Genomic DNA, 14,533 nt, shown 5'->3' on the forward strand with positions numbered 1-14,533 from the left:
CGTAAGCCAATCTGCCCAGCGACTTAAAAATCGGACGTAGAAACGCCTGCTCCTACTTTCACCGGTGCTGCAGTGGGCACGCCTCCGGTCATTCCTTCGACCGCAGCAGGCGCTTTCGGCAGGCCGCCCTGTTGCCTCATGCGTTGCTCGGCTGACCCCATGGCCCGCCCGACTGCGTCGGCATCGGCCGCCCAGCGTTGGCTCCATGCGACGGCCACGACTTGCATCTTTGCCTTGGACCAGGGATGCTCCCCGCGCCACGACAGGATCTCGGTGGCTCCCTTTAACTGAAGGTCGGCAGCCTGGGCTTTGACCTCCTCGTTGAAGGCATCGAGGTTGTAGCTCTGGGTCGAGCCGTCACTCATCCCGCGCTTCTCGTACGCCTCCCGGGATTTCGTGTTGGCCAGCACCCTTTCGCTGACGAACCGCTGGATAGCCGCCATGGCAGCCAGGTTCGCTCGGCTGCGATCGGCTGGCATCAGACTGGTCTGGGGCGCCACGCCAAAGCCGACGATGACCCGCTCCCCGTTCTCGTCCGTGAAGACGCGTGCCCCCATCGTATAGGCTAGCCAGTCCGGATTCTCGGATTTGATCGCCTCAAATTGCTGCTGGACCGGTGCCTGGGGCGCCTCCCTCTGAACAGTCAGGGTCGAATTCCAGATCGTCTCCGCGACTCCGGCGAGCTTCGGCGTCCAGATCAAACCGGTGAGGACATGGTACTTGCCCCCATCTGCTTGGCTCGGCCCTTCGCACTGGACAACCGTGAAGGCCCCGGATGCGAACAACTCTGCACTGCGTTCTATGCTCTGGTTGATCCTCAATTGTTCGGTGGCGATGGCTGCGCGTTTCTGCGCCTCGGTTCCACCTGACCAGTTGGGATCGAACTTCTTGATCTCGGCATCAAGGGCCTTGTCCGTGAGCACCAGAGACTTGTCGACGATCGAAAGCCGTTCGACGACCGGCTGCAGGGATGGCGGCGCGTCATCGCCGCCGAAGGTCCTGACCGCCGCCGATCGGCTCGACCGCATAGTCGCACGCATCGCCTCCGCCAACGACTTCCGGGCGTTGATCTCGGCATAGCTGAAGGCGGCGTTCCGGCCGACAAGCCAGTTGCGCGATCCGACGGGCTCGTCCACCGGGGCCTGCTCGTGGGCGACGTAGACAAAGTAGCCGTTCTTTTTCTCGTTCTTGCCGTCCTGGAGCTTTTCCTTAGCCTTCCAGTCGGCCCAGCACTTCTCGACTGACGCGGGCTGCGCGCCTGCCGACAGGTGCGCACCACCGTTGAGCGCCGCTGCCGCCTCCACATCGCCATTGGGCGCGCTCGTTTGGGCCAGGGCCGCCGCACTGACACTCAGGCACAGCGCGGTAGCCGCACCGAAAGAACCAAGACGCTTCGCGTTCATCATAATCTTCCCTGCTCAGCGTCGACCGATGCCCCCAAGGGCACCACCCACCAGCCCCATGAAGGCGCGGGCCGCCTGCTCATTCTGCAGCCGCTGCTGCTCGGCCTGCCGCTGGCCCTCCATCAGGCGGTCCACCGCCTCGGATGCCTCGCGATGGCCCAGACCTGCCGCCCGTTTGAAAAGCCGATAGGCTTCGTCCTGGCCTGCCCCCTCTACACGGCCCTTCGAGATCATCGTCGCCAAGCTGACCATGGCATCTGGATCGCCAAGGTTGGCCCCCTGCCGGAAGCTTGCGAGGGCGCCGGCCAGATCGTTGCGGCCGACCCGGGTGTCGAGAAGTGCCCAGCCATAATTATCGTAGGCTGCTCGGTAGTTTTGCCGCATCAGGACCTGCAGCAGGGGCAACGCCTTCCTCGGCTCGGACGCTTGGTAGGCCCGAGCTAGCTGGTAGCGGTAACGGCGCTCTTCCGGGTACTGCCGAGCGGCGATCTCACAAGCCTCGACGGCTTGGCCACCCGCACCCCTCAAGACCTCCCAGGCCACTCCGGGCGTGGTCTTCGGCCGATCAGGATCGTAAGGCCCAGCGGCGCCCTGGTCGCACAGCTCCCCAGCCCGGGTGATCTTGGCTTGCCGCTGCGCCTCGGCTTCCCGCTGGGCGGCCTCCCGTTGCAACCGCTCGACAGCCTCGCGCTTCGCTCGCTCGACACTCAGGCGCCACTCCGTCACGACCTTCCGGTCGACGATCAGAAGTTTATCGCCGGTCCGCGGGTGGAAGCCGGAATTGTCGAAGAATTCGTAGTTCGATCCTTCGCGCCAGTACCAAACCCGCGGCTGGCCCGTCACGGGATCGAACCAAGCGACGGTCGTGGGATCAACGGGCTTGGCAGGCCGCTGCTGCCGGGCGGCGCGCTCCTGCTCCTCCTTCCGGACCGTCTGCGACTTCGGCACGCAGACTGTCACCTCGGACTTGATCGAGAGAGAACCGCCAGCCTCCGTCGTCTTCCGATTTTCCTCAAGGATCTTCACCCGCACGAAGCCGGCGAGGTTCGTTTGCTCCAGTTGCTTGAAGCGTTGCTCGGCATCGCTGTTCACAATCTCCGCGCGATTTTCGCGCGACGACTTCACCTCGACGCCGACAACTTGGCTGATGGCGAGCTGATTCGTTCGGTCTAGAGCCCGCTTGCGTGCCGTATCCATCTCGGACCAATTGCCGAAGTCTTCGTCGACACTGACTGGTACAGTCTCTTGGCGTGCACAGTCACCGTCGTCGTAGGCTAGGGCCGGCGAAACGAACAGGAGCGTCGTAGCAAAGCCAATCGGCATCAGAGTGCTATGAAGCCGCCTCGCCGAAGTTTTGACCACAGAAAAAAGCCCGGCCCCTTGGCCAACCTGTCTTCTAACTCGGCTGTGCGGTCGGCTGTCCGAAGCATCAAAGGACGTCGCCGTTTCCGCCCGCGCTCCGACTCTCCCACGCCACATGCCGCGCTCGTTAAATTTGATTTCGCTCTCTCTTCACTTCCAGATCGGCGTTGCGCCGTCCAGGGAATGGCATGACGAAACCGGAAGTTTGCCCAGGTTCAGTTTGAGTAACCTGAACGACGATCAGCGCTTCTGTAAAGCGTCCCTCCTGGCCCGTACTCGATGCAGTTCAGCGACAGCGTCAGGCCTTCGGCGACTTCGGCTCGGGGACAGGAGCGCGCGGGGCAGCCACGTCCGCTTCGATGGCTCATAGCGGATCGGCAGAAATCCACTCAAAGCAACCTCCTCTGAAACCTGCGGCGTAAGGGCTCGACCCAACGCTGCAAGCAGCCGGGTTGCATTGATGAACCGCCTGGTCCCACACTCCTCGGTCGAGCCCGGGCGGTAGGCTGTCGTCCACTCACAGACTCTACCCGAACGCCCCGACCTCATGCTGGATCATCCCCGAGATCTCGCGCACCTGGTCGAACAGACGGCGGATCGGCTGGAACAGGTTGGCGTGCTCGGCGTCGTAGGTGCCGACATCCCGGGGGCCGGCGGGCTCGCCGAAATTGAGGCCGAGCGTCGGGTCCGGGGTGACCGGGAAAATCTCGTCGAGGAGTTTCAGGCAGCCGTCGATGTCGAGGCGCAGGAAGCGCTCCAGCAGCTGCTCGCGCGAGATGCCGGCCTGCGGGCGGAAGCCCGGGATGTGGACTGCCAGGAACCAGATCCGGTGGATCAGCGCCAGCCGCAGGGCGTGCAACAGGGTCAACCGGGCCGACATGCCGGGCAGGTCGGGGGCGGCGGTGGTGAGCGCCAGCCAGTCGCGGGTGAGGCGTCCGAACAGGCCGCGTAACGAGGCGGCGAGGTCGAGGCGCTCCAGGGCGCCGGCGATCACCACCAGCTCCTCCCGGCGAAAGTCCTTCTGGGTGCGCCGGGCCCGCTCCAGCCAGACGGCCGGGTCGAGGGTGTCGATATAGGCGCGCAGCACGTCGAGATCGCCCACCGCGGCGGCGTGCTGGACCAGCCGGAAGGCCCGCGAGAAGCGCACCGAATCCCGGCGCATGTCGCGGAACAGGTCCGGGCCGCGCTGGGCGGCCCGGCCGATCCCGTGCAGCGAGTTCGCCAGGAAGCCGAGCTGGTGCAGGATCGCGTTGTTGGGGATCGCCCGCATCTGTCGGGGATGGGTGATCCGGGCCGGCCCGCCCGTGTCGCTCTGGCGCGCCACCGGGCGGGAGCCGGTGCGATCGATCAGGCTCGGGCCGAAGGTGCCGAGCAGGGCGGCGTAGCCGGCATCGTCGACCAGGGCCTCCATGTCCTGGCGGGCGGCGGTGAAGAATTCCAGGGCGAAATCGGGCTCCGAATAAATCGGGTCGTCCTTGGGGGCACCGCCCTGCTGGCTGTCGTTGAGGGCATAGTCCGAAAAGCTGTCGTCCTCGGCGATGTCGAGGGCGTAGACGTGCTCGGCGATGCGGGCGACGCTGGCCTGGGCCAGCGCCTCGGTGCCGTAGAGCAGGTAGCCGTCGGTGCCCTGGAAGCTCGATTCGAGCCGCACCTTCAGGCCGGCCTTGCGGGCGCGGTCGCGGGCATCCTCGGGGGCCAGGTAGGCGAGGCGGTCGCGCAGCGAGGTCGGGTGGGCGCCCCGGCCGATCGATTCGCCGTGCGTGTCGAAGATCGCGAGCTCGACATCGGCCAGGCCGTTCTGGACCAGCATCTCGGTGATGCGCAGGCGCAGCCGCTCGATCCAGAAGGTCGCGGCGAGCTGGCCGACATAGCGGCCGGAATCCGAGTAGCCGAACTGTACGGTGAGCCGGCCGATCCGCTTCAGGTATTGGCGCCAATGCGGGTTGCGCAGGGCGTCGTCGAGCACCCGGATGCCCTGTTGCAGGGCGCTCGCGGTCTCGAACAGGGGCGTGATCTCGAGCTTGTCGGCAATGCCGTAATGGCGCGCCAGCCAGAGGGCGGCGAGCAGGGTGTAGCCGGTCTCGGTCTCGGCGATCAGGAAGCGCACCGGGTGGGTGCCGTCCACGTGCTTGAGGATCTGGGCGATGGTCATCATCAGCCGGGCGGCGGAGGCCCGCTCGGCGGCGAGCGCGCCGAAATCCACCGCCACCGGGCGGACATCGTTCAGGAGCGTGTGGATGGTGGCCAGATGCGAGCGGCGCTGGGCCGAATCGGTGGGCTCGCCCTCCAAGTCGATCACCCGGCGCACGGCGTTGTGGATCTGGCTGGCGTTCAGCCGGAAATGCGGCAGGGCATTCGACAGGCCGTGGGTGGCGACGCCCGAGCGCAGGACCGCGATCGCCCGCTTGTCGGCCTCATCGGCGGCTTCCAGGGCGGCGGTGAGCCCGGCCACCAGGGCGCCGGCATCGGTCTGGGCGCGCTCGCGCTCGATGATCAGCGCCAGGGCGAAGCGGTGGACCGATTCCAGCGACGGCTTGTCGCCGAGCCGGGGGGCGACCGCGAGCTGGCGGTTGACCGCGGCGAGCGCGTCCTGGGCGAGTGCCCGGACCTCCCGGCAGGCGGGGCTGTCGGGCAGGTCGCGCATCACCCGGTCGAACTGCATGCGCTTGGAGATCAGCCGGTAGCGCAGGGTGTCCCACCAGCCGATATCGGTGCGCCCGTCGGTGTCGCACCCGACCCAGCTGGCGATGGCGAAGGGGCGGGGCGTCAGCTCGGTCCAGCGGTCGGGCCAGCGGGCGCGGGCGGCGTCGAGCAGGGCGCCGTTGAACCCGTCGAGGGCGAGCCGGCCGTTATTGGCCGCCGCGCAGGCCTGCTCGAACTCGGCATCCAGGGTGATCGGCGCGTCCGGCCGGGTGGAGAGCGTGGCGGCGCGGGCGATCAGGTCGGCGCGGGCGGCGGCGTCCGCCAGGCTCGCGGCCTGGGCGAGGAGGCCCGCCACGGCCTTCGGCATGCCGAAGGTCGGGTGCGCGGTGAACACCACCGCGAAGGCGGTGCGGTGGATGAAGGCCGCGAAGGCGGCGAGACCGTCCGGGCCGCCGGGGGCGGCGGCGACCAGGCGCGCGGGGATCGCGGCTTGCGGGTCGGCCGGCCCGGACTCGAGGCCGACATAGGCGCGCAGCCGCTCGGCCCGGGCCGCGAGCGCCGCGGCGCGCAGCCGCACGAACAGGCCGTCGAGGTCCCCCGCCGCGATCTCGTTGCGGTCGAACCGGCGGGTGATCGCCAGCGTCACGGCCAGGACCGGATTGCGGAACGGGTCCTCCCGGGCCTGCTCCCGGGCACTCTCGATCAGGCCGAGGAGATGGCTCTCCAGTTCCTCGGGCTCGCGGCTCGGCTCATGCTGCATGGATCCGTCCCGGCTCCGGTCGTCTCGCCTCTACTGTTATAGGCAAGGCATGTTCCACGCATGACGGGGTGACGGCGCCGTCGCGGGCGGCTAGAGCTTCCCGCCTCATGGAGCGCCTGCTGATCATCCTGGCCGTGCTGATCTGTGTCGTGGCCGGGGTCGCGGTGGTCGGCATGTCGGCCCGCAGCCGGCGCGCGCCGCTGCGCATGGGTTCCGAGCTCGACGCCGAGGACGAGCACCTCCTGATCGGCACGGTCGGCCCGTCGCAGAGCCTGATCGACCGCGAGGCCGAGGTGCTCGACCCGCGCCTGCTGGATGTGGAGTCGTTCGACCTGAAACCGATCCCAGCCCCCGAGCGGACCGCGCGGATCGCGCCGCCGCCTCCCGAAGCGCCGGAATCGGGCCGATGAGGGCCGTGCGTCCCGGCGCGGCGGGCTTGCTGCTCGCCCTTCTGGCCGCCCCGGCGGCGCTGTCGGCGCCGGCTGCGCAGCCTCCGGCCCAAGCTGCGCCGGCGCCGCCCGAGCCCGCGCCGGAGCCCACTCCCGCCGCCGCCCCGCCGGTGGAGCAGCCCTGCGGGGCCCGCGCGGCGCGCTACGAGGGCGGCAAGGGGTTCGCCATGGTGGTGACCCGGTCCGGGCAGGTGCGCACCACCAATCCGCTCCGGCCGCTGACCCCGGAGGTGAACGAGGTCCTGCAGGTCGTGATCGCCGGCAAGGTCGCCACCGCCTACGGGCCGGATTTCTCGACCCTGCGGCGCGGCACCGCCCCGGCCACCATCGAAGCGATGCTGGGCGGGCCGATCCATTGGCAACCGGCCTTGCCGACCCTGCCGGACCCGATCGCCATCGTCACCGAGGAGGGGGCGACCCTGGCGCAGCTGGCGTTCCGCGCCTGCGAGGATCCCCCCGCGGTCAAGGCCGCGCCGAAGCCCCAGGCCAAGAAGAAGGCCCCGGCCAAGCGCGCGGCCCCGAAGCCGGCCGAGAAGGCGCCCCCGGGCTTCTCCGTGCCCCAGGGCGCGATCGCCGAGTAGGCGGGGCAGGGGGCTTCTTGCTGTCAGCAGATGGTGCTTACAGGACGAGGCACGGGTCGCCCCGTCGCACGGGACGCAGCGAGAGCCGGTCCCCTACCCCAACCCTCTCCCGCACGGGGGAGAGGGCCTGTCGCGCCTGGCATCGGCCAACCAGGAACAACGCATCCGCTGGCCGGCCGCAACCCGTTGGCGCGCGCGGAAAAACTACTTCTGCTTGGCGATGACCTTGTCCTTGATCCCGTCATAGACGTTCTTCGGGATAATCTTCTTGGAGACCAGCTCGTCCTTGCCGCGATAGGGCCGGCCCTTGATGATCGCGGCGGAGCGGGCCTCGCCGATGCCCGGCAGGGCGTCGAGCTCGGCGGCGCTGGCGCTGTTGAGGTCGAGCAGCGCGCCCTTGGCGGCGTTGGGCGACCCGGCCACGGGTGCGCTCGGGGCGGTCGGCTTGGCGGGAGCGGTCGGGGCCGCGGGGCTCGACGTCTGGGGCGCCTGCGCCCAGGCGGGCGCCGCCATCAGGCTCGAGAGCAGGGCGAGGACGGCAAAAGTCTTTTTGGAGGAAGCCATGGCGGTTCTCCCGAGGGGCCGGCCCGCTGCGCGGTGCCGTGACCCGGATCTAGGTCCCGGCGACTTGAACCCCGGCTTAACGGTTGTGGTGCGGCGCCTCTAGCCACGGCCGGGCGCCGGCGTTATAAGCGCGCCCTCATCCGTATCCCGCGGTGTGCGAGGCGATCCTCGATCGAGGAGCCGCCCGCGCGCCGCTTTGCCCGCGGCATCACGAAGGATCCCTGCCATGGCCGTTCCGAAGCGAAAGACTTCCCCCTCCCGTCGCGGCATGCGCCGCTCGGCCGACGCCCTCAAGGCGCCGACCTATGTCGAGGACAAGGATTCGGGCGAGCTGCGCCGTCCCCACCACATCGACCTGAAGACCGGCATGTATCGCGGCCGTCAGGTGCTGAAGGTGAAGTCGGCCGAGGCGTAAGCTTCGGGATGGATTCGGGGCCCGGGACGTCCCAGTCTCGGCCTATCCTGAGGTGCGCGCGCGAAGCGGGCGCCTCGAAGATCCTTCCGGAAGACACCAAGATCCCTGGCCCTCCTCGAGGCCCGCTGAGGCGGTCACCGTAGGATGAGGAGAACGCTTGCGACGTGCGTATCCCGGTCAGCATGCTCGGGAGCGCGTCTATTTAAGGCGGCGCAGGCTCCGCGGCCGTAGCGGTCTGCCGGGTTGCTTCGCTGCGCTCGTAATGTCGGCAAGGCGATCAAGAACCATCACGCCAGCCGGCGTGCAGCCTCCGCGTAGCGCGCCGCGGCTGCCCGGGTGCGTTCCAGCCGCGACGGCCTGAGGGTCGAATCGCTGGCGGTCAGCAGGTGCGTGACGAATCCCGCGGCCGCACCGCCCGTGCCGAATCGGTCCGGCGGGAAGATCGTCGAGCGCGGCTCCGGCCGCCCCCCATCCAGAACCACCAGGGCCCGGACCGGCGGGATCGCGTCCGTGGACGCGACCGACCCGCTGGCGGCGGCCGCAGGGCGGGCCGGCCTGCTCCAGGCTGCACCGGTCCGGCCGATTCTCCCGATCCGCGCCATGGCGACACCCTCCGCACGTTTCCGTGCCCGTGTCGCCAACGTGGGACTGGCCTTAACGGTTCGTCAACTTATCGGAAACACGTAGTCGCACCCCCGTGACTGGTTTTCGCCAGCCAATGTCACTTCTTGGCGAGGGCCTCGAGGCGTTGCTGCATCTCCAGCATCTGCCGCTTGAGGTCATCGAGCTCGCCGCCGGAATAGGCCGGCGTGCCCTGCGGCGGCGCCTGCGGGGCCGGGGGCTGCGCCCCGCCGGCGGGCGGCGCGAAACCGGTGAACATCTTCATGGCGTCGCCGAAGAAGTTCATGTTGGTCCGCACCGACTGCTCGATCGCGTTCTGGAACGCGGCCGGACCGAAGCTGTGGGCGAATTTCTCGCGCAGGCCGTCCTGGTCCTTGGCGAAGTTCGCCATCGAGAATTCGAGGAAGCTCGGCACCATGGTGCGCATGCTGTCCCCGTAGAAGCGGATCAGCTGGCGCAGGAACGCCACCGGCAGCAGGTTCTCGGCGCCGGCCTTGTTCTCCTGCTCGAAGATGATCTGCGTCAGCACCGAGCGGGTGATGTCGTCGCCCGCGCGTGCATCGTAGACGACGAAATCCTCGCCGTTCTGGACCATCGTGGCGAGGTCTTCCAGCGTCACGTAGGTCGAGGTGCCGGTGTGATACAGGCGCCGGTTGGCGTATTTCTTGATGACGGTCTGGGTGGCCTTGACGGTATCCGCCATCGGGAACGGCCTTTCTGGACTCGGGACTCTAGGGGCGTTTCAGGCTCGCGCGATGCGACCCGGCGGGGATCGTCTTCGCGCCCGCAACACGATCCTTAAAGCCTTCCACGGGCGCAGAAAACAGCAAACTGCGCCTCTTCAACGCAGAATAATGCCGGGTGCGAGCCCGCGCACAGACCATTTCAGTCTCTCAGCCGCGTCATCGAGGCGTTTTCAGGCTTGAGCGTCATCCTTGACTTCGCCGATCCGAGGCCCTTCATCGCGGGACAGGCTTCAGAGCGCGCCCGGATCGAGGAAGGCGCGCCGGCTCGTAAGAGGAGAACGTTCACATGGCAGGCAGCGAAGAGATCGTCATCGTCGGGGCCGCGCGCACGGCGGTCGGCTCGTTCGGCGGCGCCTTCGGGGCGGTGCCGGCCCACGAGCTCGGCGCCACCGCGATCAAGGCCGCCCTGGAGCGCGCCAACGTGTCCCCCGAGGACGTGGACGAGGTGATCTTCGGCCAGGTGCTCACCGCCGGCGCCGGGCAGAACCCGGCCCGTCAGGCCGCCATCAAGGCCGGCATCCCCGAGAAGGCCACCGCCTGGGGCCTCAATCAGGTCTGCGGCTCGGGCCTGCGCACCGTCGCCATCGGCATGCAGCAGATCGCCAACGGCGACGCCACCGTGATCGTGGCCGGCGGCCAGGAATCGATGTCGCTGTCGCCCCACGCCCAGTACCTGCGCGGCGGCCAGAAGATGGGCGACATCAAGCTCGTCGACACGATGATCAAGGACGGGCTCTGGGACGCCTTCAACGGCTACCACATGGGCCAGACCGCCGAGAACGTGGCCCAGGCCTTCCAGCTCACCCGCGAGCAGCAGGACCAGTTCGCCACCCGCTCGCAGAACAAGGCGGAGGCCGCCCGCAAGGAGGGCCGGTTCAGGGACGAGATCGTGCCGGTGACGATCCCCGGCAAGAAGGGCGACACCGTCGTCGACACCGACGAGTACATCCGCGACGGCGCGACCGTGGAGGCGATGGCCAAGCTCAAGCCGGCCTTCTCCAAGGAGGGCACGGTGACGGCCGCCAACGCGTCCGGCCTGAACGACGGCGCCGCCGCCCTCGTGCTGATGTCGGCCTCCGAGGCCGAGAAGCGCGGGCTCACGCCCCTCGCCAAGATCAAGTCCTGGGCGACCGCGGGCGTCGACCCGAAGGTGATGGGCACCGGCCCGATCCCGGCCTCCCGCAAGGCCCTCGAGAAGGCCGGCTGGAAGCCCTCCGACCTCGACCTGATCGAGGCCAACGAGGCCTTCGCGGCGCAGGCGCTGGCGGTGAACAAGGATATGGGCTGGGACGATTCGAAGGTGAACGTCAACGGCGGCGCCATCGCCATCGGCCACCCGATCGGTGCCTCGGGCGCCCGGGTGCTCGTCACCCTGCTGCACGAGATGAAGCGCCGCGACGCCAAGAAGGGCCTGGCCACCTTGTGCATCGGCGGCGGCATGGGCGTCGCGATGTGTGTCGAGCGGCCCTGATCCTTTTGTAACGGCCGGCTGTCCACCAATATAGACTTGAGTCCTAACTCAGAAAAAATCGCGTGCGGACGCCATCCGCACGCGGCATCACGTGATGCGAACAGGAGGAAACAACAATGGCTCAAGGACGCGTCGCACTCGTGACGGGCGGCACCCGCGGTATCGGCGCCGCGATCTCGAAGGGCTTGCAGGCCAAGGGCTACAAGGTCGCGGCCAATTACGGCGGCAACGACGAGGCGGCCCAGGCCTTCAAGGCCGAGACCGGCATCCCGGTCTTCAAGTTCGACGTGGGTGATCTGGCCAGCTGCGAGGCCGGCATCAAGGCGATCGAGTCCGAGGTCGGGCCGATCGAGGTGCTGGTCAACAATGCCGGCATCACCCGCGACGGCGCCTTCCACAAGATGACCTTCGACAAGTGGCAGGCGGTCATCAAGACCAACCTCGACTCGATGTTCACCTGCACCCGGCCGCTGATCGAGGGCATGCGCAATCGCGGCTTCGGCCGGATCATCATCATCTCGTCGATCAACGGCCAGAAGGGCCAGGCCGGCCAGACCAATTACTCGGCCGCCAAGGCCGGCGTGATCGGCTTCGCCAAGGCGCTCGCCCAGGAGAGCGCCTCCAAGGGCATCACGGTCAACGTGATCGCACCGGGCTACATCGCCACCGACATGGTGATGGCGGTGCCGGAGGAGATCCGCAACAAGATCATCGCCACGATCCCGACCGGCCGCCTCGGCAAGGCCGAGGAGATCGCCCACGCGGTCGAGTATCTGGCGAGCGACGAGGCGGGCTTCATCAACGGCTCGACGCTCACCGTGAACGGCGGCCAGCACTTCGTCTGACCGCTTTTTTCAGGGTGTACGGGGCGCGCCCGGTTCCGCCGGGGCGCCGCGCTCATCACCGACGCCGCGTCGCCCTGCCGGGCCGCGCGGCGTTTCTTTTTGGATGTCGCGCGCCGCCGCTGGGTTTCGAAACGGCCGATCCCCAACGCCCCCTCGTCCTGAGGCGTCGAAGCGGGGCGAGGCCTGAGACCGCCGCACACCGTCCTGCGATGGCCGGTCTTCAGCAGGGAAGACTTCGCAGGCCGCGCAAGTCTGACGAATCCGTTCCTGCGCCGTAGATCCTGTCGGAATGCGTGTGGATCTGTGCATTGCGGGAGCGGGCGCGTGAAATCTCACAGGTGCTCCGGAACACGAACAATTTGAGTGGTCCCGGCTAGGTCTCGTTTCGGCCCGGCGTGGTTGTTCACGCCAGCAAGAACGAAGGCCCCGACACGATGAACACCACATTCACCATGCGCTCTGCCGGTGAAGATCTTTCCGCCGACCGGAAGATCCGTGCGCGTAGCGTCTCGATCTTTGCCAAGTTCGGCCTCGCCGCCGCCTGCGCGCTCGGCCTCGCCGCCTGCGTCACCCCGCAGGAGCGGCACGCGATGGATGGCAACCACTGCTACGCGTTCGGGTTCGAGCCGGGAACCGACGCCTTCGCCCAGTGCATGATGGATCTCCATCAGCAGCGCGCGCTGACGCAGGCCAACCGGGACCTGTACTGGCAGTCCCACTTCGCCGAGCAGACCCGCCGCCGGGAGGCGCAGCAGGATCTCTACAAGCAGATGAGCCTGCAGCGCAGCGGCGACACGCGCTTCCCCGTCTGCGGCGCCGCCTCGGATGGCGGCATGGACCGCCGGACCATGACCTGGTTCGGCCCGAACTGCCGCGCCCGCTGATCCCGATCCGGAGAGACCCCCATGTCCGATCTCATCGCCCGCGGCCCGCGGAACCCGAGCCGGCTCATCTTCGTCGCCACCGCCCTGGTCGGCGCGGCGACCGGATTCGCGACCGGCGACTTCGGGTCGTTCTGCCTGGCCGTCCTCGGCTGCGCGATCCTGTTGTCCGCCAGCTACGCGCTGGTCCGGCGCTGGCTCGGTTGGGAGCCGCTGAAGGTCGACGACCTGTTCGAAGTGGTGCGGCTGCTGTCGCCGCACTGATCCTCTTCCCTGCACGGGCCACGCGCAGGGAATCCGATACGACCGGCCCAATCCGTCGAAGGCTCGCCGGTCACGCCCGCATCATCGCCGCCGCATTCACACCCTCGAGATCGCCATGACCCTCGCCCTGATGCTCGCCTGCGTCCTCCTGGTTAACGTCGTGATGGCCGGCCTGTTCTCGCTCGTCGCCCTCTGGGCCGACTGAGCTACGGAGCGCCGACGCAATTGGCGTAGAAGGTCGTGGTCGCCGGCCAGTCCGAGAACACGCCGAGCACGCCGACCTGGCCGTGCAGCACGTCCAGCAACCGCAGGATGTCGCCATCCCCGGTCACCACCGGCTTGATCGACTGGTAGTAGTATCCGCCGCCCTCTTTCAGCGGCCCCGAGCGCTCCAGCGACCAGGCGATCAGGCCGAGCCCGGCCTTCTTCGCCTCCCTTGCATAGGTCGAGGGCTCGATCGCACCGTCCGCACCGGGACGGACCAGCATCCACAAGGGCGGCGCCAGGATCTTGACCCCCTTGGCGGCGAGCTCCGCCATGCCGGGCTTCCAGGTCTCCGGCTTCTCCGGATCGAAGCCCTTGGTGGTCTCGTCGCGGTCGTCGAGGAAGATCGCCTGGCGGCCGAATTCCGGGTCCTTCTCCAGCCAGTACAGGATGTCCCGGAGCTGGAAGCTCTGCAAATAGACGTCGGAAGCCGGGATCCCGGCCTGCTTGTACTCGTCGATCAGCTGCTGGGCGTATTGGTCCTGGGTGTAGCTGCCCTCGAACGGCATCGGCACCTGGGGCGCCTTCAGCTCGGGGGTGAACTTGCGGCCCATCCCCTTCACCAGGGCGATGTACTCCTTGTGGGACATCAGCGTGCCGGTGGTGGCGTAGAGGTCGGTGCGCCAATGCGGCGTCGCGTTCATGTAGGCGGCGACCGTGGTTGCGTCCGGGTCGGCCGCGTCCATCTTGCCGTTGAGCGACTTGAACTCGGCCAAGGTCAGGTCGCTGGTGCAGCACTTGGCCGAGGCCTTGCGGCCGGTGGCCGGGTCGGCGGGCTCGAACCCCTTGGCGCATTTCGCGGCGAGGTTCGGCCGGGCCAGGATGTCGGTGGTCGTGTGCAGGTCGCACTGGCTGTGCCGGCAGACCAGCTGGCGGTCCTTGGTGAAGGCGACGTCGCACTCGATGATCCCGGCGCCCATCCGATAGGCGGCGAGCAGCCCCTCCTTCGTGTGCTCGGGGAACATCAGCGGCGCGCCCCGGTGCGAGATCGAGAAGGTTCTCGGCGTGTAGGGCCGGTCGATGCCGCAGGCGGACAGGTGGTCCTTCAGCGGCCCGGGCTTCAGCTGGTCGACGAGGTAGAACGGGCGCGGTCCGAGCTGCACGCCCTCGCCGGCGAGCGCCGAGCCTCCCGTCAGCAGCAGCCCAAGGACAGCAAGGATCGCGCGCATCGACAGATCTCCCGGTTGCAGCGCCCGTAGAGCGCGACCGTGACAGGGGCGTGAAGCAGCCTCGCCGACTCAAGGCGCGCATGATAGCTGCGATT

At 68.1% G+C, this 14,533-nt stretch carries 14 protein-coding genes; 7 read left to right on the top strand and 7 right to left on the bottom strand.

Annotated elements, in window-relative coordinates; all coding sequences use genetic code 11:
* Window positions 1-23 precede the first annotated feature (23 nt).
* The 3 genes from BMZ47_RS03920 to BMZ47_RS03930 all read right to left on the bottom strand — a co-directional run bounded on the left by BMZ47_RS03920 (window position 24) and on the right by BMZ47_RS03930 (window position 6,168).
* Window positions 24-1,403 (bottom strand): hypothetical protein, encoded by a 1,380-nt coding sequence (locus BMZ47_RS03920; RefSeq protein WP_208601008.1) that lies wholly within the window; start codon window positions 1,401-1,403, stop codon window positions 24-26.
* 15 nt (window positions 1,404-1,418) lie between these two features.
* Window positions 1,419-2,600: a tetratricopeptide repeat protein gene (locus tag BMZ47_RS03925; RefSeq protein WP_091858829.1), complete on the bottom strand. Its 1,182-nt coding sequence runs from the start codon at window positions 2,598-2,600 to the stop codon at window positions 1,419-1,421.
* Window positions 2,601-3,291: 691 nt separating this feature from the next.
* Window positions 3,292-6,168 (bottom strand): phosphoenolpyruvate carboxylase, encoded by a 2,877-nt coding sequence (locus BMZ47_RS03930; RefSeq protein ID WP_091858832.1) that lies wholly within the window; start codon window positions 6,166-6,168, stop codon window positions 3,292-3,294.
* A gap of 107 nt (window positions 6,169-6,275) precedes the next feature.
* Here BMZ47_RS03930 and BMZ47_RS03935 point away from each other — a divergent pair, with 107 nt between their 5' ends.
* Together BMZ47_RS03935 and BMZ47_RS03940 are read left to right on the top strand one after the other, a co-directional pair.
* A complete protein-coding gene (locus tag BMZ47_RS03935) occupies window positions 6,276-6,578 on the top strand; it encodes a hypothetical protein (protein WP_007567076.1) in 303 nt (100 codons plus the stop codon).
* Window positions 6,575-7,198, top strand: coding sequence for a hypothetical protein (locus tag BMZ47_RS03940; protein ID WP_091858836.1), 624 nt, complete (start codon window positions 6,575-6,577; stop codon window positions 7,196-7,198). The genes BMZ47_RS03935 and BMZ47_RS03940 overlap by 4 nt, the downstream gene beginning before the upstream one ends.
* Before the next feature lie 204 nt (window positions 7,199-7,402).
* Here the strand turns inward: BMZ47_RS03940 and BMZ47_RS03945 are convergent, their stop codons facing one another.
* The gene (locus BMZ47_RS03945; RefSeq protein WP_091858839.1) at window positions 7,403-7,762 is read right to left on the bottom strand and encodes a ComEA family DNA-binding protein; all 360 of its coding nucleotides are present in this window, start codon (window positions 7,760-7,762) and stop codon (window positions 7,403-7,405) included.
* Window positions 7,763-7,988: 226 nt separating this feature from the next.
* Between BMZ47_RS03945 and rpmF the strand changes: the two genes are divergently transcribed.
* The gene (gene rpmF, locus BMZ47_RS03950; RefSeq protein ID WP_003601373.1) at window positions 7,989-8,177 is read left to right on the top strand and encodes a 50S ribosomal protein L32; all 189 of its coding nucleotides are present in this window, start codon (window positions 7,989-7,991) and stop codon (window positions 8,175-8,177) included.
* A 287-nt stretch (window positions 8,178-8,464) separates the two neighbouring features.
* Here rpmF and BMZ47_RS03955 read toward each other — a convergent pair whose 3' ends face one another.
* Together BMZ47_RS03955 and phaR are read right to left on the bottom strand one after the other, a co-directional pair.
* Complete coding sequence (locus tag BMZ47_RS03955) at window positions 8,465-8,779, bottom strand: hypothetical protein (RefSeq protein WP_091858842.1); 315 nt, start codon at window positions 8,777-8,779, stop codon at window positions 8,465-8,467.
* Between the two features lie 119 nt (window positions 8,780-8,898).
* Entirely contained in the window at window positions 8,899-9,501 is a 603-nt protein-coding gene (phaR, locus tag BMZ47_RS03960; RefSeq protein WP_091858845.1) for a polyhydroxyalkanoate synthesis repressor PhaR, read from the bottom strand.
* 329 nt (window positions 9,502-9,830) lie between these two features.
* Here phaR and BMZ47_RS03965 point away from each other — a divergent pair, with 329 nt between their 5' ends.
* From BMZ47_RS03965 to BMZ47_RS03980, 4 genes are all read left to right on the top strand, one after another.
* Window positions 9,831-11,015, top strand: coding sequence for an acetyl-CoA C-acetyltransferase (locus tag BMZ47_RS03965; protein WP_091858849.1), 1,185 nt, complete (start codon window positions 9,831-9,833; stop codon window positions 11,013-11,015).
* A 116-nt stretch (window positions 11,016-11,131) separates the two neighbouring features.
* Entirely contained in the window at window positions 11,132-11,860 is a 729-nt protein-coding gene (gene phbB, locus BMZ47_RS03970) for an acetoacetyl-CoA reductase (RefSeq protein ID WP_007567122.1), read from the top strand.
* A 434-nt stretch (window positions 11,861-12,294) separates the two neighbouring features.
* Window positions 12,295-12,744 carry a hypothetical protein gene (locus BMZ47_RS03975; RefSeq protein ID WP_091858852.1) on the top strand — a complete coding sequence of 150 codons (450 nt, stop codon included), beginning with the start codon at window positions 12,295-12,297 and terminating at the stop codon, window positions 12,742-12,744.
* Between the two features lie 21 nt (window positions 12,745-12,765).
* On the top strand, window positions 12,766-13,005 hold the full coding sequence (locus tag BMZ47_RS03980) for a hypothetical protein (RefSeq protein WP_091858855.1): 240 nt from the start codon (window positions 12,766-12,768) through the stop codon (window positions 13,003-13,005).
* Between the two features lie 206 nt (window positions 13,006-13,211).
* Here BMZ47_RS03980 and BMZ47_RS03985 read toward each other — a convergent pair whose 3' ends face one another.
* A complete protein-coding gene (locus BMZ47_RS03985; RefSeq protein ID WP_091858858.1) occupies window positions 13,212-14,438 on the bottom strand; it encodes a glycerophosphodiester phosphodiesterase family protein in 1,227 nt (408 codons plus the stop codon).
* Window positions 14,439-14,533: the final 95 nt, after the last annotated feature.

Origin of the sequence: Methylobacterium brachiatum, from assembly GCF_900113845.1 — a bacterium.
Classification (GTDB): domain Bacteria; phylum Pseudomonadota; class Alphaproteobacteria; order Rhizobiales; family Beijerinckiaceae; genus Methylobacterium; species Methylobacterium brachiatum.